Source organism: Gordonia malaquae (genome assembly GCF_037148075.1).
GTDB lineage: Bacteria > Actinomycetota > Actinomycetes > Mycobacteriales > Mycobacteriaceae > Gordonia > Gordonia malaquae.
In genome coordinates, this window is the sequence record NZ_JBBCUB010000004.1 from 18,718 (window position 1) to 41,920 (window position 23,203).

A 23,203-nucleotide genomic window follows, 5' to 3' on the forward strand; every position below is an offset into this window, starting at 1 on the left:
GCGCACCAGGCTATCGAGGCATACGGCTATCTAGCGAACCGGCGATGCAGACGCGGTGCGAAGGTCGCGATCAGTGCGAGCACGACTCCGACGCCGAACACGGGGCCGACCACGGCGGGCGGGACGAGCGTGGACGCCGCGACGGCGAACGCCAGCAGGCCGACCCACAGGTAGATGACCAGGGCGACTCGGCGCTGAGTGTGACCGATCTCGAGGAGGCGATGATGCAGATGCATCTTGTCGGGCGTGTAGAACCCGACACCCGAACGCGTGCGGCGGATGACTGCCATGACCATGTCGAGCAGCGGGATGAACATCACTGCCGCGATCAAGATCAGCGGAGAGAGGAGGGTGAACATGTCAGCCGGACCGTACGCACTCCGGGCGACGCGGCCCGAGGCGCTGGTTGACGCGGCACCCAGCATGAGGCCGATCAGCATGGCGCCCGAGTCGCCCATGAAGATTCGCGCAGGTGAGAAATTGTGCGGCAGGAAGCCCAGGCACGCTCCGGCCAATGCAGTGGTGATGAGCGCCGGCGGGTAGTAGCTGACGTCTCCACCCTGGTCGTGCAGCAGACCGAGCGAGAAGAGGCAGATCGCGGCGGCCGCGATCAGGCCGAGCCCGGCGGCCAGGCCGTCGAGTCCGTCGATGAAGTTCATGGCGTTGATCGTCGTGACGGTGATCGCGACCGTCAGCAACCCGGCCTGCAGCGGGTCGAGGACCACGGTCCCGATGTCGCCGAACGGCACATACAGCAGATACCAGCTGACACCCATGATCACCAGAACACCCGCAGCGGTCAGCTGACCGACGAACTTGGTGAGGGCATCGAGCCCCCACCGATCGTCGATCACGCCGACCAGTACGATCACCAGGCCTGCGGTGATGACGGCAAGCATGTCGTGCGTGTACGCGAATCCCCTGTTCAGGGCCGGTAGTTGGGCTGCGAGACCGATGGCGCACACAACGCCGAAATACATGCCGACTCCGCCGAGGCGAGGAGTCGGAATCACGTGCACGTCGCGTTCACGAGGAACGGCGACAGCGCCGGCCTTGACCGCGAACACTCGGACGAGCGAGGTCAGCAGGTACGTGACGCCCGCCGCCGTGAGACCGACGAGCGCGAGCTCGCGCAACGGGACACCCGCTCCCCCGGTCCCGGCGTCGAGTGCCAGCAGGTTCATTCGGACGCTCCGAGCCGTGCGACCGAGGCGGCCACGTCGGCGTGCACCGCGGCGTCGTCGGACGTCATCGCGGCCATCATGAGGTCGGCGATCGCGGGAGCATCGGCGGGAGTGATTCCCCCTGCGGTGATGGCGGCCGTTCCATAGCGGATCGCCGACCCCTCGGAGACAGCTGCACGGTCGAACGGCGTGATCGCCTTGTCGACGACGATCCCCGATGCCGCCAATCTGCGGGTCGCTTCGCGTCCGGTGACGCCGAGCGGAGTCACGTCGACGATTCCGATGTGAGTGTCCGTTCCCCCGCTGACCACCTGCAGTCCACGGGCGGTGAAGTCGTCCGCGAGGTCGGATGCCAGAGCCGCGACGTCTCGCGCGTACCGCCTGTACGTCTCGGTGGACGATTCCGCGAACGCAACCGCTTTGGCCGCGATCGAATGCATGGCGGGCGCCCCCTGCAAGAACGGGTACACGGCCCGAGACAGCGCTTCGGCGTGTTCTCCGCGGGCGAGGAGGAGCCCTCCGCGCGGTCCACGCATCACCTTGTTGGTCGCCACTGAGACGACGTCGGCGTACGGGACGGGAGACTCGATCACTCCGCCCGCCGCCAAGCCCATGACGTGCGCGCCGTCCACCCAGAGCACACAACCGGCCTCGTCGGCGATGGTCCGCATCGCGGCGTAGTCCCAGGTCCGCGAGTAGGCCGTGCCGCCGGCGAGCAAGATCCGTGGCCGGTGGATGAGTGCCATGTCGCGGATGCGGTCGTAGTCGACCTGTTCGGTGTCGTGGCGGACCTCGTAATTCACCACGCTGAACCAGCGACCCGACAGATTCGCCCGAGATCCGTGCGATTGGTGCCCGCCATGGCGGAGGCTCAGCGACATCACCTGGTCGCCCGGCTGGGCGAACGCCGCATAGACGGCGAAGTTGGCCAGGGCCCACGACAGCGGCTGAACGTTCACGTAGTCCGCGGCGAACAGCGTGTGCGCACGGTCGACGGCGAGGCGTTCGACTTCGTCGACGACGTCGGAGCCGCCGTGATATCGGCGTCCGGGGTATCCCTCTGCGTACTTGTCGGCGAGCACAGAGCCCATTGCGGCACGGACCGCGGGCGTCGCGATCGTCTCGGCGGCGAGCATTTGGAGGCTGCCCGCACGGCGTGCCGCCTCGCGGCTGATCAGCTCACTGATCTGCGGGTCGACCGCGTCGAGCGGCCCGGTCACGGACGCGCCCTCAGCTCGTCGGGATCCATGTCGAGCACTTCGCCGATCTCCTCGGCGCTGATCGCTCCTTCGCGGAGGATGCGCGGCGTGACTCCGCTCAGGTCGACGATCGTCGACGCGACGGCCTTCGCCGCGGGGCCGCCGTCCAGGTACACCGACACCAGGTCACCGAGCATGTCCTGCGCCGCGCCGACCGTGGTGGCGGGCGGTTGCCCGGACACGTTGGCGCTCGACACGGCCATCGGCCCGACTTCGCGGAGAAGTTCGATCGCCACCGGATGCAACGGCATCCGGATCATCACGGTCGCATCGGTGTCACCGAGGTCCCATGCGAGGGACGGCGCCTGTTCGACGACAAGACTGAGTCCACCAGGCCAGAACGACTGGACGAGTTCCCTGGCCTGCGGCGACACCGACCGGACCAGTCCGTCGACGGTCTGCCAAGAGCCGACGAGAACCGGCACCGGCATGTCCCGGCCGCGATTCTTGGCGGCGAGCAGAGACGAGACCGCCTCGCTGTCGAATGCGTCGCAGCCGATGCCGTACAGGGTGTCGGTCGGCAGCACCACAAGACGGCCGCCGCGGGCTGCTCCGACCGCGGCGCTCAGGCCTGCGGACCGCTCGGACGGGTCACTGCAATCGAAGACGACACTCACTGTTCCATCCTTGCACGGTCGGCTGCCGGGTCGGGTTCGCCCCGGCCGAACGATGCATGAGAGGAGATGCGGGTCGCCGTGACGAAACGCGGTCGACCTGCCAAGTCCGCATGGGCCGCGATGGACGAGAATCGGCCGTCGGCGCGCAGCGCGGCGACAACGGCGTCTGCCGTCTCGTCGTCGTGTTCGACGGCGAACGCTCCCCCGCCGACGAGTGCGTCGGCGACGATCGGGATCATCGCCGAGATGACGTCCATTCCCGTCGTCCCGGAGAACACGGCGTCGTACGGGTCGTGTGCGACCTCCGGAGACACCGGCGACTCGGACGGGACATACGGCGGGTTCGACACGATGACGTCGCACGCCCCGAGGGCCTTGTGCATCGCAGCGGCATCGGTGACATCACCGTGCAGAGCGGTGACGCGTGTCTCCAGTGACGCGACCGAGATGTTCCGGCGCAGGTAGTCCAGCGCATCCGACGACCGTTCAACGGCCACCACCTGCGTGTTCGGCGAATGGGCTGCGATACCGAGCGCGAGCGCTCCGCTTCCGGAGCACAGGTCTGCCACCACAGCTGTGCGGCCCGCGACCACGCGCGTGGCCCACTCGACGATCAGCTCGGTCTCTGGGCGCGGGACGAACACTCCGGGCCCGACTGCCAATTCGAGGCCCGCGAAGTGGGCCGTGCCTGTGATGTGCTGCAGCGGTTCGCGCCGGGCACGGCGTCGAACGAGCTCGGCGAAGTGTTCCTCCTGCTCGATGTCGACGTCGTCGATCAGCAGAAGCCGCCCGGGCTCGACGGCGAGCACATGAGCAAGGAGTTCGGCAGCGTCGTGCGATGCCGATTCGACGCCTGCCGCAGTCAACTCGGCGGCGGCGCGACGTCGGAGTGCGTCGGCCGACGTCACTGCTGCAGTCGTGCCTGCTTGTCGGCGTCGACGAGGGCGCCGATCAGGCCGTCCATCTCACCGTTCAAGACGGCGTCGAGGTTGTTCGCCTTGTAACCGATCCGGTGGTCGGTGATCCGGTTCTCCGGCCAGTTGTAGGTGCGGATCCGCTCCGACCTGTCGACGGTGCGGATCTGTGCTGCGCGGCCTGCCGAAGCTTCGGCGGCAGCCTCTTCTTCGGCCAACGCCTGGAGGCGGGCGGCGAGCACCTGCATCGCTCGGGCCTTGTTCTGGAGCTGGGAACGCTCGTTCTGACAGGTCACGACCACTCCGGTCGGCAGATGTGTGAGGCGGACCGCGGAGTCGGTGGTGTTGACGCCCTGGCCGCCCTTCCCGGAGCTTCGGTAGACGTCCACGCGCAGGTCCGATTCGTCGATCTGCACTTCGGCGACCTCGTCGGGCTCGGGGTAGATCAACACACCTGCGGCCGACGTGTGGATGCGGCCCTGCGACTCGGTGACCGGCACACGCTGCACACGGTGCACGCCGCCCTCGAACTTGAGCTTGGACCAGACGCCGTCGCGCACCGATTCGCGTGCCTTGATCGACAGGGTCGCGTCCTTGTAACCGCCGAGGTCCGACTCGGTGACGCCGAGGACAAGCGCCTTCCAGCCCTGGCGCTCGCAGTACTTCAGGTACATGCGGACCAGATCGGAGGCGAACAGTGCGGACTCCTCGCCACCGGCGCCCGACTTCACTTCGAGGACGACGTCGTCTGAATCGTGGGGGTCGCGCGGTGCAAGTAGGTCCGTGAGCTGGGCATCGAGCTCGGCTTCGCTCGCTTCGAGGGCGGGGATCTCGTCAGCGAACGCCGGATCGTCCGCCGCCAGCTCGCGAGCGGCTGCGAGATCGTCACGCACCGAGGTGAGCTTGGTGTACGTCGCCATCACCGGCGCGAGTTCAGCGAACCGCTTGCCGACGCGGCGTGCGTTGGCGGCGTTGTCGTGCAGTGCCGGATCGGACAGCTGCTGCTCGAGGCCTGCGTGCTCGGCCAGGATGTCGTCGATCGCGGACGGTGCCTGCATGCTCACGTGAGTTCACTTCCCCGTCAAAGAGTGGCCCGCCCGGTCCCGAGCGGCGTGGTGGAAAACGAAACGACGCCCGAGACCAAGACCGGTGAGGATCTCGGAGTCGGGCGTCGAAGGCGAGCTACTTGGTGCGCTTGCCGTAACGCTTCTCGAAGCGAGCGACGCGGCCGCCGGTGTCGAGGATCTTCTGCTTGCCCGTGTAGAACGGGTGGCACTGTGAGCAGACTTCCACGGTGATGTGGCCGCCCTTGGCGGTGCTGCGCGTGGTGAACTCGTTGCCGCAACCGCAGTTGACGGTGGTCACCTCGTAGTCGGGGTGGATTCCCTGCTTCATTACGTCCCTTTCGAAGGTGGTCGCCGGGTCACCGGGCAGAATGCCATCGGTGTGAACCGGAACCGGACTGACCGAACGATTATTCCACAAGGTCACGGGCGGCTGCCAATCCTCCTCGACGCGAGCGTCTTGGGGTGGCCTAACCTGATGGTATGAGCGAAGGCAGCACTGGAGGACGGCCCACCCGCGATGCGAAGCGTCAGCGCTGGTCACGGCGCAATCCCTTTCCGGCCACGGTCGTGGAGAACACTCTGCTGACAGCGCCGGAGAGCAGCAAGGAAGTCCGCCACCTGGTGCTCGACATCGCAGGTTCGGGCCTCGACTACCAGCCCGGCGACGCTGTGAACGTCACCCCGGCGAACGAGCCCGCGCTCGTCGCCGCGCTCATCGACCGGCTCGGCGTGCCGGCCGACACGGTGATCACCGACCGCAAGGGCGACCGCACGCTCGCGCAGGCACTCACTCACGGCTTCGAGATCACGTCGGTCTCGCCGTACCTGCTCGATCATTTGGCGAACGCCCGGGGACGCGAGGACGTCGCCGCACTCCTCGCAGGCGACCGCGCGGAACTCGAAGCCTGGGCGCGCGGGCGTGACGTCCTCGACCTGCTGAACCTCGACTCCGACTGGTTCCCCACTCCCGAGGCGTTCCTTGCCGAATTGAAGCCGCTCACCGCGCGGACCTATTCGATCTCGTCGTCGCCCACCGTCCATGAGGGCACGGTTCACCTGACGCCTGCGACGATCCGTCATTACGCGACCGACGAGTGGGGTGACGGCCGCGATCGGGGCGGCGCAGCGTCCACGTACCTCGCCGATCGGGTGGAGCCCGGCGACACCGTCGGCATCTACCTGACGCCGAACAAGTCGTTCCGCCTCCCCGAGCCCGACACCGACATCATCATGATCGGTCCCGGCACCGGTATCGCGCCGTTCCGCGCGTTCGTCCACGAGCGCGCCAACGACGACGGCTCGGGCCGCAACTGGCTGTTCCACGGCGCCCGCAAGCGTGACCACGACTTCCTGTACCGCGACGAGATCGTGCAGATGCATCACGACGGCAGTCTCGATCGCCTCGACGTGGCCTTCTCTCGTGAGCAGGAGGACAAAATGTACGTGCAGCACCTCATGGACTCCCACGGCGAGGACATCTACACCTGGCTACGCGACGGTGCGGTCCTCTATGTGTGCGGCGACGCCGACCGCATGGCCGCCGACGTCGAGAACGCCCTGGCTGCGATCATCGCCGAGCACGGTGAGGTCGAACCCGACGACGCTCGCGCCGAGATCGACCGCCTCCGCTCCGAAGGCCGCTACCTACGCGACGTGTACTGACGGATTCATCGCGTCAGGCCGGAAACGTCACGCCTAGGCCGGGTTCGTCCGGTGCCCGTCTGTGACGAATCCTCCATCTAGCGATGGTTCGGTCAGCCTATGTGCAATGCACGGAGGCGCGCCGCCACTCGTGCCGCCATGCGTTTGGCTTCCAGGTCGGACCAGTCCCAGCGGACGACGCTCACACCGAGGTCCTCCAGCCGGGCCTGCCGCCACTTCTCTCGTCGTACAGCGTCGAGCGCCGTCTCCGCGCCGTCGAGATAGTCGACGTACTTGCCGTATCCGTCGAACTCTCCTGCGAGCAGCCCGTCCCAGTCGAAGTCCGATCGGGCGACGAATCGCCCTTGATCGTCGAAGAATCGATGCTGCAGACGCGGAGATGGCAGACCCGCCTCGATCATCTGGGCGCGACTCCACGACTCTCCCGGATTGGCCGACGCGGAACTCGCGAACGGAAGCGCAGCCCGCGCCACACCGACGCCCGGCCGCGGCGTCGACAGCATCCCCTCCATTCGGCGTCTCGACGCACCCGCCCGCAGCGCCGAGTCGAAAACAGTGAGGGCCCCGGCAAACCCCTGCAAAGTGGTGCACGCGACGTCGACTGCGGTCTGCTCAAGGGACGTGACAAGAAGGCCACCGACCATGGTGCGGCGTTCCTCGGGCACTCCCCCGCAGCGTGCCGCCAGGTTGATTCCACGCAGGCGGGTCTCGAAGGCTACGTGCACCTTGTCACGCACCGGTTTCAACAAGGGCAGGCCGAGAATCGTCGCAGCGGTCTCATCAACGAACACGACGCCGGGATGCCTCTCCGCGACCGCGTGCGCGCGTAGGACGTGCAGTTCACGCGGGGTGCGTCTTGTCGCCCGCACCAGAACACCTGGGTCGATCCGCTCGAGGAGGCCCGCGTCCACTGCTCGCGACAACTGCGCAGCTGAACACCCGAGAGCGAGGGCGCGTCGCCGCAGGATGAGTCCGTGATCGTCCGTCGGAAACTGTTCGAGGTTCATACCAATTAGACGCACCGAGCCGCGCTTCGGTTCAGTCGGATTTCCACAGGCTTGCAGAAAGCCAGAAAAGTCACGCCCTACCCGTGGATGAACATGGGCGGGGCGTGACTTTTCTGGCTTATCGCGCCGAGTGACTAATCGTCGCCGGCGACGGTGGGAGCGTTCTTGCTGACCTGCATCAGGAATTCGACGTTGCTGCGCGTCTTCTTCAGCTGGCTGACGAGCAGGTCGATCGCCGCCTGCGAGTCGAGGCCCGACAGGAGGCGACGGAGCTTGTGAACGATCGCGAACTCGTCCGGCGAAAGCAGGAGCTCGTCCTTGCGGGTGCTCGACAGGTTGACGTCGACCGCGGGGAACACTCGACGCTCGGAGATCTTGCGATCGAGCTTGAGCTCGGCGTTGCCGGTGCCCTTGAACTCCTCGAAGATCACCGTGTCGCCCGTTGAACCGGTCTCGACCAGCGCAGACGCGATGATCGTCAGCGATCCGCCGTTCTCGATGTTGCGAGCGGCGCCGAGGAAGCGCTTCGGCGGGTACAGGGCCTGCGAGTCGACACCACCGGACAGGATGCGGCCCGACGCGGGCGACGCATTGTTGTACGCGCGACCGAGGCGGGTGATCGAATCGAGAAGCACCACGACGTCCATGCCGCCCTCGACGAGCCGCTTGGCGCGCTCGATGGCGAGTTCGGCGACGCTCGTGTGATCTGACGGCGGACGATCGAACGTCGAGGCGATGACCTCGCCCTTCACCGATCGCTGCATGTCGGTGACCTCTTCCGGACGCTCGTCGACGAGCACCACCATCAGGTGGCATTCCGGGTTGTTCGTCGAGATCGCGTTCGCGATGTCCTGCAGGATCGTCGTCTTGCCTGCCTTCGGCGGCGACACGATCAGCGCACGCTGGCCCTTGCCGATCGGCATGATCAGGTCGATGACGCGCGTCGACAGGCGCTCTGCAGTCGTCTCCAAGCGCAGACGCTGGTTCGGGTAGAGCGGCGTGAGCTTGGAGAACTCGGGACGATTCCGTGCGGCCTCGACGGGCGCGCCGTTGACCGTGTCCAAACGGACGAGCGGATTGAACTTCTGGCGATTGTTGCCCTGTCCGGCCTGCTGGCCCTCGCCGTCCTTGGCCACCTTGACCGCGCCGGTGATCGCGTCGCCACGACGCAGACCGTTCCGGCGGACGAGGTTCATCGACACGTAGACGTCGTTCGAACCGGCGAGATAACCCGACGTGCGAACGAACGCGTAGTTGTCGAGGACATCGAGGATGCCTGCAACGGGAACGACGGTGTCGCCCTCATTGACCTGCGGTTCTGCGCCGCCACCGTCGCCGCCGCGGTCACGTCCACGACGACGCTCACGGAACCGACGTCCACGCCGGCGACCGTTTCCGTCACCGTCGTCGTCATCGTTGTTGTTCTGGCGATTGCCCTGGTTCTGGCCGCCCTGGTTCTGGCCGCCGCGATTCTTCTCGCCCTGGTTCTTGTCGCCCTGGTTCTCGGACTTCTCACCCTGGGACTTCTCACCCTGGGACCTGTCGCCCTGAGCGTTGTCGCCGGATTGCTTGTCACCCGCCGGCTTCTCACCGGACTGGCCCTGGTCGCCCTGATTGCGGTCGCGGTTTCGATTCCGGTTCCGGTCCCGATCACGATTGCGTGCGGGACGGTCGCCGGCGGCGTTCTCACCCGGCTGATCACCCGACTTCTCCCCCGCAGGCTTCTCACCCGCGGGCTTCTCACCTGCCGACTTCTCGACAGCGGCCTTCGGGGCCGCCGGAGCGTCGTTCTTGGGAGAGTCGTTCTTGGGGGCCTCGACCTTCGGGGCGTCCTGCTTGGGGGCCTCGGTCGTACGCGCAGCCTTAGGCGCGTCACCCTTCAGGGCGTCGGCCTTCGGCGCCTCTGCCTTGGGGGCGGCATTCTTCGCGGCCGGGGGACGTCCACCTTGCTGATGTGCACGGATGACGTCGATCAGGTCGCCCTTGCGCATGCCGGAGGTCCCTTTGATGCCGAGCTCGCCGGCCAGCGACTTCAGTTCGGGGAGCAGCATCGCGGACAGCCCGGTACGTGCGCGCTTGGGAGCCTGCAGGTCCGTTTCAGTCACGGATATCCTTTCGTTCCCCGACACCAGAGGCCGGGGCGTCCACTCGGAATCGAGCGGGAGTATGTCAATGCGCCGAAGAAGGGAAAGCCACTAGATCGTGGACTTTCGTAGCGCAGCGCCTACAGCGTACCACCGGGTAAGGCAAGTAGAGCGGAACCCGCCCCTACGGCAGGATCTCGACACCACCGGCGATGTCGAGCGGAAGCATCGCGAAGCCGTACTCTGCAGCGAGCTGTGCCTCTTCGTCACCGAGGTCGCTCGTGCCGAGGACCAGCACCGACGGCCCTGCACCCGACACCGTTGCGGCGTGTCCACGATCGCGCAGTGCGTTCATCAGGCCGCTCGACGCGGGCATCGCGGCCGCGCGATACGTCTGATGCAGACGGTCGCTCGTCGCGTCCATCAGGCACGTCGGGTCGGTCGTGAGCGCAACAACGCCGAGCGCCACCCGGCTCACGTTGAACACGGCGTCCGCTCGCGGGACCTCGTCGGGCAGAAGTCCGCGGGTCTCGGCAGTCGACGACTGCGTCTGCGGGACGAACGACGTCGCCTTGATCGACGGGTGCAGCGGCAGTTTGCGGGCGAAGAACTCCGTGTCGCCGTGTGTCCATGTGACGACGCCCGATCCGAGCACCGACGCGGCGGCGTTGTCAGGGTGCCCCTCGAACTCGCTGGACAACTGGACCAACTGAGTCTGCGTCAGCGCAGGTCGGCGCGCATCTGCGACCAGCAGGCCCGATGCGGCGGCGAGGCCGCCGACGACTGCTGCCGCCGACGAGCCGAGACCACGGGAGTGCGGGATCGCGTTGACGCAGTGCAGCGCGATGCCCGGCGCCGCGACGCCCGCGGCTTCAAGGCCACGGATCACTGCACGCGCCACCAGATGCCGCTCATCGAGCGGGACGTCGTCCGCCGACTCCCCTTCCGCGGTCACCACAACACCGGTGCCCGGTTCCGTGACCGTCACACTGACCTCGTCGTACAGCCCGAGAGCCAGACCCAGGCAGTCGAACCCAGGGCCGAGGTTGGCGCTCGACGCGGGCACTCGCACACGCGCGGTCACCCCGGGGGTCAGCACCAAGTCGGCGTCAAGCGCGCCGATCGTCACAGCGGTCACAGCGTTCTCCATGATGAATGTCAGCTGACGCCGAGCGCACGAGCCACAGCCACAGGATCGACCGGGATGGCGTCGACCTTCGGCATGCCGAGCAGCGCGGTGTCGGGGTCCTTCAGACCGTTGCCGGTCACAGTGCACACGACAGTCGAACCGGGCGCCACCCAGCCCTCTTCGTGCGCGGCGAGCAGTCCGGCGACGCTGGCCGCCGACGCGGGCTCGACGAAGACGCCTTCACGGCCGGCCACCAGGCAATACGCCTCGAGGATCTTCTCGTCGGTGGCTGCGCGGAATTGTCCGTTCGACTCGTCCTTCGCAGCGACGGCCTGGTTCCAGCTGGCGGGCGAACCGATGCGGATCGCGGTCGCGATGGTCTCCGGATCGCTGACCGGCGCGCCGTTGACCAGCGGAGCGGCACCGGCAGCCTGCACGCCGAGCATGCGCGGCAACGTGTCGATGATGCCGTCCGCGTGGTACTCGCGGTAACCCTTCCAGTACGCGGTGATGTTGCCCGCGTTGCCGACCGGCAGCGCATGGATGTCGGGCGCCTTGCCGAGTACGTCGACGATCTCGAACGACGCGGTCTTCTGGCCTTCGATACGCGCCGGGTTCACCGAGTTCACGAGTTCGATCTCAGTGAATTCAGCGGTCACCTTGCGGGCGAGTTCGAGGCAGTCGTCGAAGTTGCCCTGCACCTGGATCACCTGGGCGCCGTGCATGACGGCTTGAGCGAGCTTGCCCATGGCGATCTTGCCCTCTGGGATGAGGACGGCGCAGGTCATGCCGGCACGCGTCGCGTAGGCGGCGGCCGAGGCCGAAGTGTTGCCGGTCGACGCGCAGAGGACGGCCTTCTTGCCGTTGTTGACGGCGTTGGTGACGGCCATCGTCATGCCGCGGTCCTTGAACGAACCCGTCGGGTTCAGTCCCTCGACCTTGAGATACACCTCGCAGCCGGTGATCTCGGAGAGGACCGGTGCGGCGATGAGCGGCGTCGCGCCTTCGTGCAGGGTGACGATCTTCCAATCGTCTTGCACGGGCATGCGATCGCGGTAGGCCTCGATCAGTCCGGGCCAGCCCTGGTGGACCGGCTTGTATGCGGCGTTAGTCATTGGTTCCCTCCAGGCGGAGCACACTGGACACCTTGATGACGGAGTCCATCTTCTCGATTGCGGCGACTGTCTCCGACTGATCGCGGTCGGAGGCGCGGTGTGTGACGACGATCAGGCGCGCGTTCTCGCCCGCGCCCTCCTGTCGAACGGCTGCGATGCTGACGTCGCGCTTGGCGAACTCCGCGGCGACCTGCTCGAGTACCCCAGGCTTGTCGGCGACCTGCATCGACACGTAGTAGCGGGTCGGCACGTCGTCGATCGGCGCGATCGGCAGCGACGCATAGGTCGACTCGAGCGGTCCGCGGCCGCTGTAGACGCGGTTGCGGGCCGCCATCACGAGGTCGCCGAGCACGGCGGACGCGGTCGGCGCCCCGCCTGCACCCTGGCCGTAGAACATGAGGCGTCCCGCGTTCTCGGCTTCGACGACAACAGCGTTGAAAGCGCCGTTCACCGTCGCGAGCGGATGCTCGAACGGGATCAGCGCCGGGTAGACGCGGGCGGAGATCTTCTCGACGCCGTCGGCCTCGATACGCTCGCAGATGGCGAGAAGCTTGACGGTGCAGTCGAACTTCTTCGCCGCCGCGAGGTCGTCGGAGGTGATCGACGAGATGCCCTCGCAGTACACGTCGCTCGCGGTGACACGCGAGTGGAACGCGATGGACGCGAGGATCGCGGCCTTGGCGGCGGCGTCGTGCCCTTCGACGTCGGCGGTCGGATCGGCCTCCGCGTACCCGAGCCGACCTGCCTCGGCCAGAACGTCGGCGTAGTCGGCGCCTGTCTCGTCCATCTCCGACAGGATGAAGTTGGTGGTGCCGTTGACGATGCCGGCCACTCGAGTCACGCGGTCGCCCGCGAGCGACTGCGTCAACGGACGGATCACCGGGATCGCGCCGGCCACTGCGGCCTCGAAGTACAGATCGACGTTGCTGGTCGCGGCCGCGTCGGAGAGTTCACCGGAGTGGACTGCCATGAGCGCCTTGTTGGCGGTCACCACAGACTTGCCCGACTGCAGTGCAGTGCGGATCAACGTGCGCGGCGGTTCGATGCCGCCGATCAACTCGACGACGATGTCGACGTCATCACGAGCCACGAGGACTGCCGGATCGTCGGTCAACAGCGCCGACGGCACACCCGAGCGCGGACGGCTCAGGTCACGAACCGACACGCCGCGCAGTTCGACCGGCGCACCGACGCGCGAGCGGAGATCGTCGGCGTTCTCGGTGAGAATCCGGACGACCTCGGCTCCGACGTTGCCCATGCCGAGGACGGCTACGCCGATCGGACGGGGTGATTCTGCGGTCATGTGGGATCCACCTCCAGGCTCAAGAAGTCTTCGACGGTCTCCCGTCGCAGGATGAGACGTGCTTGTCCGTCGCGAACGGCGGCGACCGCGGCGCGCGGAGCCATGTTGTAGCGACTGGACATCGAATAGCAGTATGCGCCCGTCGCTCCGACCACCAGAAGGTCACCCGGTGTCAGGTCGGACGGAAGCCAGCAGTCGCGGACGACGATGTCCCCGCTCTCGCAGTGTTTGCCGACCACGCGGCAGACCACGGCGGGTGCATCGGACAGTCGGTTGGCGAGACGGACGTCGTACTCGGCGTCGTAGAGGACGGTGCGGATGTTGTCGCTCATACCGCCGTCGACGGACACGTATCGCCTGGTCGCAGCCCCGTCCAGGTCGACGTCCTTGATGGTGCCTACGCGATAGACGGTGACCCCGGCAGGCCCGGCGATGGCGCGACCCGGCTCGACCGCGATGGCGGGCATCGGCAATCCGAGGCGCTCGGATTCGCGGCGCACGATGTCGACCAGCGAACGCGCGAGGTCCGCGACGAGGGGTGGCTCCTCCGACGGAATGTACGAGATGCCGAGGCCGCCTCCGAGGTCGAGGACCTCGATCTGCTTCGTCTTCTCCAGGCCGAACTCCGCGACCACGTCCGCCAACAGGCCGAGCACACGGTGCGCGGCGAGTTCGAACCCGTCGATCTCGAAGATCTGCGATCCGATGTGGCTGTGCAGGCCCACCAACCGCAGGTTGTCGGTGGCGAAGACGGCGCGGACGGCGTCCATCGCCTTTCCGCCTGCGAGCGCAAAACCGAACTTCTGGTCTTCGTGCGCGGTCGAGATGAACTCGTGCGTATGAGCCTCGACTCCGGGGGTGACACGGATCAGGACGTCGGCGACCACACCGCGCGCGCCTGCGAGACGGTCCAGACGCTCGATCTCGTACATCGAGTCGAGGACCACGTGTCCGATGCCCGACTCCAGTGCGTAATCGAGTTCGTCTTCACTCTTGTTGTTTCCGTGCATGGCTATGCGCTCGGCGGGGAAGCCTGCGCGCAGCGCGATCGCGAGCTCACCGCCGGTGCAGACGTCGAGCGAGAGCCCCTCCGAGTCGACCCAGCGGGCCACCTCGGACGACAGGAACGCCTTCGACGCGTAGTGCACACGGCCGTGAGGACCGAAAGCCTCCTGCATGTCGGAGCAGCGGGACCGGAAGTCGGCCTCGTCGTAGACGAACAGCGGCGTGCCATAGGTCTGAGCGAGTTCGTCGACGGCGACGCCGCCGATCTCCAGCACCTCATCGCTGTTGCGGGCCGCACCGCGCGGGTACACATTGGCGGGGATCTGTGACAGTTCGGCAGGGCTGTTCGGCCGTTCCGCGAGATGCGGAGCAGCGAGGATGTCCGCGTGACGCGGACCTGCGGGGTGGGCCATCACATACGCTCCGGTGCGCTCACGCCGACCAGGCCGAGACCGTTGGCCAGCACTTGACGAGTCGCCTCGCACAGAGCCAGGCGTGCGGAGTGGACGTTGCCCGCTTCCTCGTCGCCCTGCGGCAGGACGCGGCAACGGGCGTAGAAGCGGTGGTATGCCCCTGCGAGCGTCTCGAGGTAGCGGCTCACCCGGTGCGGTTCGCGGAGTGTCGCGGCTGTGGCGACGATCTCGGAGAAGTCGCCGATCGTGCGGATGAGGTCGCCTTCGGCGTCGCCGTCGAGCAGTTCGAGGTGCTCGGTCGACGCCGCCAGTCCCAGCTCGGCAGCCGTGCGCGACAGCGCCGACAGTCGAGCGTGCGCGTACTGCACGTAGTACACCGGGTTGTCGGAGGACTGCTTGCGCAGCAGGTCGAGGTCGATGTCGATGTTGACGTCGATCGACGACCTGATCAGCGCGTAGCGAGCGGCGTCGACGCCGACGGCTTCGACGAGATCGTCGAGCGTGATGACCGTGCCCGCACGCTTGCTCATCCGGACCGGCGTGCCGTCCTTGACGAGGTTGACCATCTGGCCGATGAGGACCTCGACCGACTCGGGGTCGTATCCGAGCGCGGCCGCCGCGGCCTTGAGGCGCACGACGTAGCCGTGGTGGTCGGCGCCGAGCATGTAGATCAGGTGGTTGGCGCCGCGGTCGTGCTTGTCCTTGAGGTACGCGATGTCGCCCGCGATGTAGGCGTGGTTGCCGTCGCTCTTGATGACGACACGGTCCTTGTCGTCACCGTAGTTCGTCGACCGCAGCCACCACGCGCCGTCTGCCTCGTACAGATTGCCGTTGGCCTTGAGCTCGTTGATCGACGCATCCACCAGGCCACGATCGAACATCGAGTTCTCGTGGGTGTACACGTCGAAGTCGGTGCCGAATTCGTGGAGGGTGCGCTTGATGTGCGCGAACATCAGGTCGACGCCGTCAGCGCGGAAGGTCTCCAGCCGCTCGTCCTCCGACTGCTCGAGCACACCGGGATGATTCTCGACCACCGTGGCCGCGATCTCCTTGATGTACTCGCCCGCGTACCCGTCTTCGGGGGCGGGCTGATCGAGTGCGGCGGCCAGCAGGGAGCGAGCGAAACGGTTGATCTGCTCCCCGTGATCGTTGAAGTAGTACTCGCGGGTGACCTTCGCACCTCGCGCCGCGAGGACTCGCCCGAGTGCGTCGCCCACGGCGGCCCACCGTGTTCCACCGAGGTGGATGGGCCCGGTCGGGTTGGCCGACACGAACTCGAGGTTCACGTCGAGGTCGGACATCTCGTCGCCGCGGCCGTAGTTCTCACGGTCGGCGAGGACGGCGGCGACGGTCTGGTTCTGGGCGGCGGCGGCGAGACGCAGGTTCACAAACCCGGGTCCGGCGATCTCCGCGGATTCGATGCCGGGATCGGCGGCGAACTCCTCGGCGAGCCAGCCCGCCAGTTCGCGCGGGTTGATACCCGCCTTCTTGCCGAGTTGGAGGGCGATGTTCGTCGCGTAGTCGCCGTGTTCGGGACTGCGCGGACGCTCCACCACGACGGTCTCCGGAATCAGGTCGACGTCCAGGTCGTGGGCGGCGAACACGGTGCGCGTCGCAGCGCGCAGCAGAGCAGCGAGTTCGGTGGGAGTCACGGGTCCCTATCCTATTGGCCCCGACGCGGTTCTGGACAATCGGCGGGGGTCATCGCATCCCGACGACTTCAGAGCGACCTGTCGCGACATCGGAACAGGTGACGATCACGGCTCCGCGCACCACCGTCAGCGCCTGATTGGTCGCGTTCGCCGCGCACGGGGAGGGCGTTGTCGCCTCGATCTCGCCCGAGCCCGAATCGACAGTGAAGATCTCGCGGTACGTCGCGATGAGAAATCGATCCTGCAGGGATGCGACCGCGACGACCTCCTGCGGGCGTCCGTCCGACCCCAACGCGAGAGCAACCGGAATCGTCGTCTGGGATCCGACGATGCGAATCAGAGGCGCCTGTTGCCGGAACTGGATCAGAACTCGGCGATCGGTGGTCTGTGCGGTCGCTTCGACGGGGCCCGGAATCGTGAACACGTCGATCCTCACCCCGTGCGGGTCGCGGATGAGGGCTCTGGTCACCGCTTCGCCTGGCAGAGTCGACACCTGTACTTGTGTGCCGTCGTAGGCGAGGTCGCTGTGCGAGGCGTCGTCGTCGACTGCGGAGTCGGCCGTCCATCGGGTGTCTTCGACCCGGCCCGAGAACGAGTCGAGCACCGCGAGAAGGTGTCCTCGCTGGACGGTGACCGTCGGAGTCCGGTTCACCGAGGCGCTGACGACCACCGTTGGGCCGGCATCTGTGAACTCTCCGAGATCGTATGACCACACCGGCGTCCCGGCCGGCCCGTCGAACACCTCTAGGGTCGAGCCGCGTACACGAGCGAACCCTAGGCCGACCGCATGGATCGGGCCTTCGACGGACAGCCGGTATCCGGGCGTGCCCACGTCGGCGGGCTCAGATGTCTGCGATCCCTCGCCGTGAACCACCGGCTCCGTCTTCTGGAGGTACGGCACAGCGGCTGCAATCCCGAGCAGAACGACGAGCATCGAGCAGCCCGCTCCGATCGCGATTCCGAGTCCCACAGATCCGCGAGGTCCTCGACGCGGGGCCCCCGCCCACACGAGCAATGCCGACGACGACGCGACGACCGCGGTGAGCGTCCAGACGACCGAACCTGCCTCGTCGACGAATCGGGCGCCTGTCCAGTCGCCGTCCGCGGTCGCCACGACAGCCAGGGGTGCGAGTGCTGCGAGGACAGCCGCGCCCCGAACTGCGGGCGCCGCTCCCCGACCGGTGAGGTCCCATCCCGCAGCCAGGAGCGCCAGCACCGAGATCACGCATGAGGTGACCGGAAGCCACACCATCACCGGAAGCGGCTCGACGACATCCGCCGCAGTCACCGATCCCGCCAGTGCCGACATGACGGCCGTCAGCGCGAGCGACATCACCGCACCCACGACCAACGTGTGCGGCCGCATGTCATCCGACACTTCGCCTGCTTCCCCGGGTGTGCTCACGAGTCGCATCGTATCGACGGCGAACACACCGGTCGGTCACCCGACGGACGTCGACAAACACGACAAGACTGCGAGAACACCTTCACGATTCGTCTGTTCGGTCGACAATGGACGGCATGGGCCCATCGATGAGACTCAGCCGTCGCGATGTGTGGGCGATGGTCCACGACGAACGCCGGCGACTCGCCGACGACCTCGCAGATATCCCCGACGAGATGTGGCAGACGGAGTCGCTGTGCCCGGGTTGGGATGTCGCCGACGTCGTCGCGCACATCGTCGACACCGCACACATGGGTCGTCTCGCGTTCGTCCGCGACATGGTTCTCGCGCGTTTCGACTTCGACCGGGCAAACGACCTAGGCGTACGACGTCGCCGCCGTCCCCGGCCTGCAGACCTCGTCGCCGACCTCCGTGCGGCTGCCGACCTGACACGCACTCCCCCGGCGCCGCCCGCCACCCGGTTGGTGGAGGCCATCGTCCACGGCGAGGACGTGAGGCGACCCCTCGGGCTCATCGGTGAATACCCCGTGGACGCCGTCCTCGACGCGTTGGACTACCAACTGAAAACGGCCGTCAGCTGGGGCGGAGGAGCCGAGCGCGCCGAAGGACTGCGCCTGATCGCCACCGATTGCGACTACGTGTCAGGCGAGGGTCGCGACGTCGAGGGAACCGCCCTCGACCTGCTGCTGACTGTCTCCGGCCGCGGAGCCGGGTAGTCCCCGGCCTCCTCAGCAGCCGAGGGCGTCTGCAAGCTGATCGATGCCGGATACGTGGAACTCATCGAGCGGATTGCGCTCGGCGGGCTTGGGCTCCGGGCCCCACTCGCGGGGCCGCTCGATGTACGCGGTCTGAAGTCCGAACGATCGCGCTGCGGTGAGGTCGGAGACGTGGGTGGCGACCATCAGGACTTCCTCCGGCCTCACCTGCAAGAGGTCCGCGACGCCGAGGTAGACCTCGGCTGCAGGCTTGTAGTGCCGCCACAGGTCGGCCCCACCGACGAAGTCCCACGGGAAATCGGCGTTCTTCGCCATCTCGGTCAGCAGTGCGACATTGCCGTTGCTGAGTGCCCCGATCGTGAAGCGAGTCTTGAGCCGGCGCAGTCCGTCAGACGAATCCGGCCATCCCGGAAGCACATGCCACGCGTGGACCGCCGCGTCGAGCTGTGCGGCGGTCGCAGTTACGCCGTACGAGTCGGCGAGCAGACGCTGGAGCGATTCACGATGCAGGTCGTCGAGCAGCGTCCACGGGCGTTCACCCGACTCGACCTCGAGCAGACCCGGCACGTAGGTGCGTCGCCAGTCGAGCGCGAGCTTGGACGAATCGAGGTCGGGGAACGTCTCTGCGAGCGCCGTCGACACGCCGGTGTACCAGTCGGCGACCGTCCCGAAGGTGTCGAACGCGAGGACCTTGATCACGCCAGCAGTCCGATCGCCAGCAACAGCACACCGATCGCAGGCGGGACGAGCTGCTTGAGCGCAGCCGACGTCTTCGACGGGTCCGACGCGATCAGCACGATGCCCGCCGCCACCATGCTTCCGGCACCCGCGAAGACCAGCGTCGCGCCGACGGCCTGCTGCCCCGCGGCGATAACCGCGATGCCCGCGCCGATGAGGATCGCGAGAAAGAGGTTGTAGAAGCCCTGGTTGAGAGCCAGCGGCTTGGTCGCCTCCGCCTCCGCCTCTGAGGTCCCGAACACGGCCCGCGCCCGAGGTGTCGTCCACGCGATGGATTCGAGATAGAAGATGAAGACGTGGACGAGGGCCGCGACGGCGGCGAAGACGAGACCTGCGATGAGCATGCGGCGATTCTATGCCCGCGAGTACGCAGACGCCTCGCGAACCTGCTCCGGAGTCGGAGTGATTCCCGTGTACAGCGCGAACTGTGCGGCCGCCTGACCGGCGATGACCGCGTCGCCGCTGATGACCTCTGCACCGCGGGCGCGGAGCGCGCGGACCAGCGGCGTGGTCGGGGGCATGGCGACGACGTCGAGCGCGGCCTGCGCGCCATTGACCGCTTCCTGCGCGAACGGGAGATCCTCCGCTGCCTGCCCGCCGGCCATTCCGATCGGCGTCGCGTTCACCAACGTCGTCGGGCGCGCGTCACCCAGTTCCGCGGCATGAGCGAATCCGTACTTGGCGGCGAGTGCAACGCCGGCCTCGACGTTCCGCGCGATCACCGTGACATCGGTGAACCCCTCGTCACGCAGTGCGGCGACAACCGCCTTCGCCATGCCGCCGCTGCCCGCCACGGCGACCGGGGCCGTCCGATCGAACGACGACGCAGCGAGCAGGTCCGCCACCGCCTGGTAGTCGGTGTTGTACGCCCGGAGGACGCCGTCGTCGTTCACGATCGTGTTCACCGAGTCGATCGCCGCAGCCGACTTCTCAACCACGTCGACCAGCGGAATCACCGCTTCTTTGTACGGCATCGACACAGCCGCACCGCGGATCGGCAGTCCTCGAATCCCGGTGACGGCCGCCTCGATGTCGGCGGGCGCGAACGCCTTGTAGACGTAGTTGAGGCCGAGCTCGTTGTACAGGTAGTTGTGAAACCGCGTCCCGATGTTGGACGGCCGGGCGGCAAGCGAGACGCAGAGGACCGTGTCGCGATCGAGAGTTCGGGAGTGGGGTGCGCTCATGGCTTCGATCGTAGGCGGACTACGTGCTGCCGTCTCAAAGGCTGAGCGACCGCAGTTTCGCCGGGTTCCGGACGGCGTACACCGCGGTGACTCGATCGCCGACGACCTCGATGCACGTGACGTTGTCGATAAGCCCGTCGATCGATGAGATCACCGCGGGCATCCCGTTGACGACGGTCATCCGGAACCCGAGTTCGCCCATCCCTGTCCCCTTCGCGAGCAGACCGACGAGGAGTCGTGCGACGCGGTCGGCTCCGTGCACGGGGCGTCGTGCGGCCGAGACCACCCCGCCGCCGTCGCCGAGGAACACGGCGCCCGGCGCGAGTGCGTCCATCAGGCCCTGAACGTCGCCCGTGATCGCACTGGCCAGAAACTGTTCGGCGACGGACTGCGCCTGTGACGGTTCCGCGACTGCCGCGCTTCGCCTCGCGCGGACGTGATTTCGAGCGCGACTGGCGATCTGTCTCACCGCGGGCTCCGACTTGTCGACGGCCGCCGCGATCTCGCTGTACTCGAACGCGAAGACCTCACGAAGAACGAACACCGCGCGTTCGGCCGGCGTCAACGATTCGAGGACGAGCAGCATCGCGGTGGTGACCGCTTCTCCCGTCAGAACGTGGTCGAGGGCATCGCCGGACGCCGTCTCGAGAGGCTCCGGCAGCCAGGGCCCGACGTAGTCTTCACGCCGCCGGGCCGCCGACCGCGCCGCGTTCAGCGCCTGCCGAGTGACGATCCGCGCCAGGTACGCGCGCGGGTTGGCGACGCTCGCCTGATCGACGTCTCGCCACCGCAGCCAACTGTCGGAGACCACATCCTCGGCGTCGGCCACCGAACCGAGGATCTCGTACGCGATCGAGAACAGCAGCGGCCGGTGCTCTACGAAGTCGTCAGTCATCGTGGGCCCGGGATCGTCACCGCGGACCCCTTGCGGGCCGACGTCGCCGCGAACCTGCACACCTGCTCCTTGAAGTACGCGCCCGGCCGACCTCCGAACCAGATGCGCGTCGGCACATCGTTGCGGTGCGCGTGCTGAATCACGGCGTTCTGACGTCCGAGGGACACGTTCTGCCCGACGAACGACATCGAGAACGGCTTCAGCTCGTCGCCTCGGAGTTCGGCGAGCACGTTCTTCGCCGCGTGCGCGCCCTGCGGCAACGCGGCCTGACAGCTGGCGCGTGTTCCCGCCACCGCGGCGGTGTCACCTACCGCGTACACGTTCGGGTGACTGGTACTGCGAAGCTGCGGATCGACTCGCACCCTGCCCGTCTCATCGGTGTCGAGACCGCTGCGCGCGGCCAGGTCCCCGGCCTGCGCGGCCACTGCCCACAGTGTGAGGTCCGAGTTGTCGACAGCCGTCCACGTGCCGCGGACCACCTCGACGCCCAGCGACGACAGCACCTCGGAGACTCTGCGCCGCGCAGCATCTCCGAGCGACGCGCCGAGTTGGTCACCGACGAGCCGAACCACCAGGTCGGGACGCTGCTCGGCGATCTCCGACGCCGCTTCGATACCAGTCAATCCGGCGCCGACGACGGTCACCGTCGCCCCCTGTTGGAGGGCACGCAGGCGCCGGGCGGCTTCACGGGCTTGGTCGACGTCTCCGACCGCGACGGTCCCCTCGGGCGCGGCGGCCGAGCTTCCGACTGCGTAGATCATGCGGTCGAAGTCGAGCGACGTTCCGTCGGACAGCTCGACGACGCCGTCGCCGACCTTCTCCACAGCGGCCTTCCGGTGCACGACACGGCTGTCGAGCATCTCTGACAACGGCCGTGTCGCCGGTCCGCTTCCGGCGATCTCCTGGTGCAGCCGGACGCGCTCGACGAATTCGGCGTGCGGACTCACGACCGTGACCGTCAGTCCTCTTCCTTTGCGCGCCAACAGATTCGCCGCGACGGTTCCCGCGTATCCGGCCCCTGCGATCACGATGTTCATGGTGTGGCCTCCCTTTTGCGTCGGTGGTTGACATACATGGGACACCGGTCGGCGCTTGCCTGTGACACTTCGCCAGTATGTCGCCCATCACGATGATCGGGCCCTGATAGCGTTGGGCTCAGCATCGCGTGTCGGTGACGGACTGCGTCAGACATGGAGGTGCCGTAGACGAAAGTCTCACCATGCCAGTCAGTTTCAATCACACCATCATCGGCGCCCACGACCCTGCGTTGTCTGCCGACTTCTATCTCACCGTTCTCGGCGCGCGCCCCGCTCCGAGCTGGGGCCCGTTCATCAACATTCAGCTCGACGACGACACGTTGTTGCAGTTCGCTCCTGCGCCGGTCAACGATCCGATTCACATGGCGTTCCTCATGAACGACGACGAATTCGACCGCGGATACAACGCCCTCACGACGCTCGCCGTGGAACATTGGGCCGACCCGCAGATGACACGCCCGGGCGAGATCTCCACCGATGAAGGCAAGCGCGTGTACTTCAAGGATCCGTCAGGCCACCTGCTCGAAATGCTCACGCAGGCGTATCTCTGATCCAGATCTCTCCAAACTCAGTACTGGGATCGACACCCGAGGGAATATTGCCCTCGGGTACTCATCTCAGTACTGAGTTTGGGAGTTCGCCCAGGCCAACTGAAAAGCCCACGCACATGGCGTGGGCTGGACAGACACTTGTGCCCCCCGCAGGATTCGAACCTGCGACCTTCTGCTCCGGAGGCAGACGCTCTATCCCCTGAGCTAGGGGGGCGGGTCAAGCGAGAGCAACATTAGCGCACCTGCCCCGTGCGTCCCAACACCGG

General features: G+C 67.0%; 22 protein-coding genes and 1 tRNA gene. 3 read left to right on the forward strand and 20 right to left on the reverse strand.

Annotation, left to right across the window (positions count from 1 at the left end; genetic code table 11):
• Positions 1 to 26 precede the first annotated feature (26 nt).
• The 6 genes from WFK36_RS14575 to rpmE form a co-directional block, all read right to left on the reverse strand.
• Positions 27 to 1,184 carry a glycosyltransferase family 4 protein gene (locus WFK36_RS14575; RefSeq protein WP_008381500.1) on the reverse strand — a complete coding sequence of 386 codons (1,158 nt, stop codon included), beginning with the start codon at positions 1,182 to 1,184 and terminating at the stop codon, positions 27 to 29.
• A complete protein-coding gene (locus tag WFK36_RS14580) occupies positions 1,181 to 2,404 on the reverse strand; it encodes a serine hydroxymethyltransferase (RefSeq protein ID WP_336792563.1) in 1,224 nt (407 codons plus the stop codon). Before WFK36_RS14580 ends, WFK36_RS14575 begins: the two co-directional genes overlap by 4 nt.
• Positions 2,401 to 3,060: an L-threonylcarbamoyladenylate synthase gene (locus WFK36_RS14585; protein WP_008381504.1), complete on the reverse strand. Its 660-nt coding sequence runs from the start codon at positions 3,058 to 3,060 to the stop codon at positions 2,401 to 2,403. Before WFK36_RS14585 ends, WFK36_RS14580 begins: the two co-directional genes overlap by 4 nt.
• Complete coding sequence (gene prmC, locus WFK36_RS14590) at positions 3,057 to 3,968, reverse strand: peptide chain release factor N(5)-glutamine methyltransferase (protein ID WP_336792564.1); 912 nt, start codon at positions 3,966 to 3,968, stop codon at positions 3,057 to 3,059. Before prmC ends, WFK36_RS14585 begins: the two co-directional genes overlap by 4 nt.
• Positions 3,965 to 5,032 carry a peptide chain release factor 1 gene (prfA, locus tag WFK36_RS14595; protein WP_040520695.1) on the reverse strand — a complete coding sequence of 356 codons (1,068 nt, stop codon included), beginning with the start codon at positions 5,030 to 5,032 and terminating at the stop codon, positions 3,965 to 3,967. Before prfA ends, prmC begins: the two co-directional genes overlap by 4 nt.
• 124 nt (positions 5,033 to 5,156) lie before the next feature.
• Positions 5,157 to 5,369 carry a 50S ribosomal protein L31 gene (gene rpmE, locus WFK36_RS14600; protein ID WP_008381510.1) on the reverse strand — a complete coding sequence of 71 codons (213 nt, stop codon included), beginning with the start codon at positions 5,367 to 5,369 and terminating at the stop codon, positions 5,157 to 5,159.
• 152 nt (positions 5,370 to 5,521) lie between these two features.
• Between rpmE and WFK36_RS14605 the strand changes: the two genes are divergently transcribed.
• The gene (locus tag WFK36_RS14605; protein WP_336792565.1) at positions 5,522 to 6,703 is read left to right on the forward strand and encodes a diflavin oxidoreductase; all 1,182 of its coding nucleotides are present in this window, start codon (positions 5,522 to 5,524) and stop codon (positions 6,701 to 6,703) included.
• Between the two features lie 92 nt (positions 6,704 to 6,795).
• Here WFK36_RS14605 and WFK36_RS14610 read toward each other — a convergent pair whose 3' ends face one another.
• From WFK36_RS14610 to WFK36_RS14645, 8 genes are all read right to left on the reverse strand, one after another.
• A complete protein-coding gene (locus WFK36_RS14610; RefSeq protein WP_336792566.1) occupies positions 6,796 to 7,710 on the reverse strand; it encodes a type IV toxin-antitoxin system AbiEi family antitoxin domain-containing protein in 915 nt (304 codons plus the stop codon).
• Between the two features lie 134 nt (positions 7,711 to 7,844).
• Positions 7,845 to 9,815 carry a transcription termination factor Rho gene (rho, locus tag WFK36_RS14615; protein WP_336792567.1) on the reverse strand — a complete coding sequence of 657 codons (1,971 nt, stop codon included), beginning with the start codon at positions 9,813 to 9,815 and terminating at the stop codon, positions 7,845 to 7,847.
• Between the two features lie 163 nt (positions 9,816 to 9,978).
• The gene (gene thrB / locus WFK36_RS14620; protein ID WP_040520699.1) at positions 9,979 to 10,944 is read right to left on the reverse strand and encodes a homoserine kinase; all 966 of its coding nucleotides are present in this window, start codon (positions 10,942 to 10,944) and stop codon (positions 9,979 to 9,981) included.
• A gap of 8 nt (positions 10,945 to 10,952) precedes the next feature.
• Positions 10,953 to 12,038, reverse strand: coding sequence for a threonine synthase (thrC, locus tag WFK36_RS14625; protein WP_336792568.1), 1,086 nt, complete (start codon positions 12,036 to 12,038; stop codon positions 10,953 to 10,955).
• A complete protein-coding gene (locus WFK36_RS14630; RefSeq protein ID WP_336792570.1) occupies positions 12,031 to 13,341 on the reverse strand; it encodes a homoserine dehydrogenase in 1,311 nt (436 codons plus the stop codon). The genes thrC and WFK36_RS14630 overlap by 8 nt, the downstream gene beginning before the upstream one ends.
• On the reverse strand, positions 13,338 to 14,762 hold the full coding sequence (lysA, locus tag WFK36_RS14635; RefSeq protein ID WP_336792571.1) for a diaminopimelate decarboxylase: 1,425 nt from the start codon (positions 14,760 to 14,762) through the stop codon (positions 13,338 to 13,340). The genes WFK36_RS14630 and lysA overlap by 4 nt, the downstream gene beginning before the upstream one ends.
• Complete coding sequence (gene argS, locus WFK36_RS14640) at positions 14,759 to 16,411, reverse strand: arginine--tRNA ligase (protein WP_336792572.1); 1,653 nt, start codon at positions 16,409 to 16,411, stop codon at positions 14,759 to 14,761. The genes lysA and argS overlap by 4 nt, the downstream gene beginning before the upstream one ends.
• Positions 16,412 to 16,460: 49 nt before the next feature.
• The gene (locus WFK36_RS14645; RefSeq protein ID WP_336792573.1) at positions 16,461 to 17,816 is read right to left on the reverse strand and encodes a hypothetical protein; all 1,356 of its coding nucleotides are present in this window, start codon (positions 17,814 to 17,816) and stop codon (positions 16,461 to 16,463) included.
• Positions 17,817 to 17,932: 116 nt separating this feature from the next.
• Between WFK36_RS14645 and WFK36_RS14650 the strand changes: the two genes are divergently transcribed.
• Positions 17,933 to 18,532, forward strand: a complete 600-nt coding sequence (locus tag WFK36_RS14650) for a maleylpyruvate isomerase family mycothiol-dependent enzyme (RefSeq protein ID WP_336792574.1) — start codon at positions 17,933 to 17,935, stop codon at positions 18,530 to 18,532.
• Positions 18,533 to 18,544: 12 nt separating this feature from the next.
• Here the strand turns inward: WFK36_RS14650 and WFK36_RS14655 are convergent, their stop codons facing one another.
• From WFK36_RS14655 to WFK36_RS14675, 5 genes are read right to left on the reverse strand one after another with little or no spacing between them, the layout of a single operon-like run.
• Complete coding sequence (locus WFK36_RS14655; protein ID WP_336792575.1) at positions 18,545 to 19,231, reverse strand: haloacid dehalogenase type II; 687 nt, start codon at positions 19,229 to 19,231, stop codon at positions 18,545 to 18,547.
• Positions 19,228 to 19,614, reverse strand: a complete 387-nt coding sequence (locus WFK36_RS14660; protein ID WP_008381532.1) for a DUF1304 domain-containing protein — start codon at positions 19,612 to 19,614, stop codon at positions 19,228 to 19,230. Before WFK36_RS14660 ends, WFK36_RS14655 begins: the two co-directional genes overlap by 4 nt.
• Before the next feature lie 9 nt (positions 19,615 to 19,623).
• Positions 19,624 to 20,454 carry a shikimate 5-dehydrogenase gene (locus WFK36_RS14665; RefSeq protein ID WP_336792576.1) on the reverse strand — a complete coding sequence of 277 codons (831 nt, stop codon included), beginning with the start codon at positions 20,452 to 20,454 and terminating at the stop codon, positions 19,624 to 19,626.
• A 34-nt stretch (positions 20,455 to 20,488) separates the two neighbouring features.
• Positions 20,489 to 21,349, reverse strand: a complete 861-nt coding sequence (locus WFK36_RS14670; RefSeq protein WP_336792577.1) for an RNA polymerase sigma-70 factor — start codon at positions 21,347 to 21,349, stop codon at positions 20,489 to 20,491.
• Entirely contained in the window at positions 21,346 to 22,386 is a 1,041-nt protein-coding gene (locus tag WFK36_RS14675) for an NAD(P)/FAD-dependent oxidoreductase (RefSeq protein ID WP_336792579.1), read from the reverse strand. The genes WFK36_RS14670 and WFK36_RS14675 overlap by 4 nt, the downstream gene beginning before the upstream one ends.
• Before the next feature lie 182 nt (positions 22,387 to 22,568).
• Here WFK36_RS14675 and WFK36_RS14680 point away from each other — a divergent pair, with 182 nt between their 5' ends.
• The gene (locus tag WFK36_RS14680) at positions 22,569 to 22,937 is read left to right on the forward strand and encodes a VOC family protein (RefSeq protein WP_336792580.1); all 369 of its coding nucleotides are present in this window, start codon (positions 22,569 to 22,571) and stop codon (positions 22,935 to 22,937) included.
• 141 nt (positions 22,938 to 23,078) lie between these two features.
• On the opposite strand, the gene WFK36_RS14685 is transcribed toward WFK36_RS14680, so the two are convergent.
• Positions 23,079 to 23,151 (reverse strand) — tRNA-Arg (locus WFK36_RS14685).
• Positions 23,152 to 23,203: the final 52 nt, after the last annotated feature.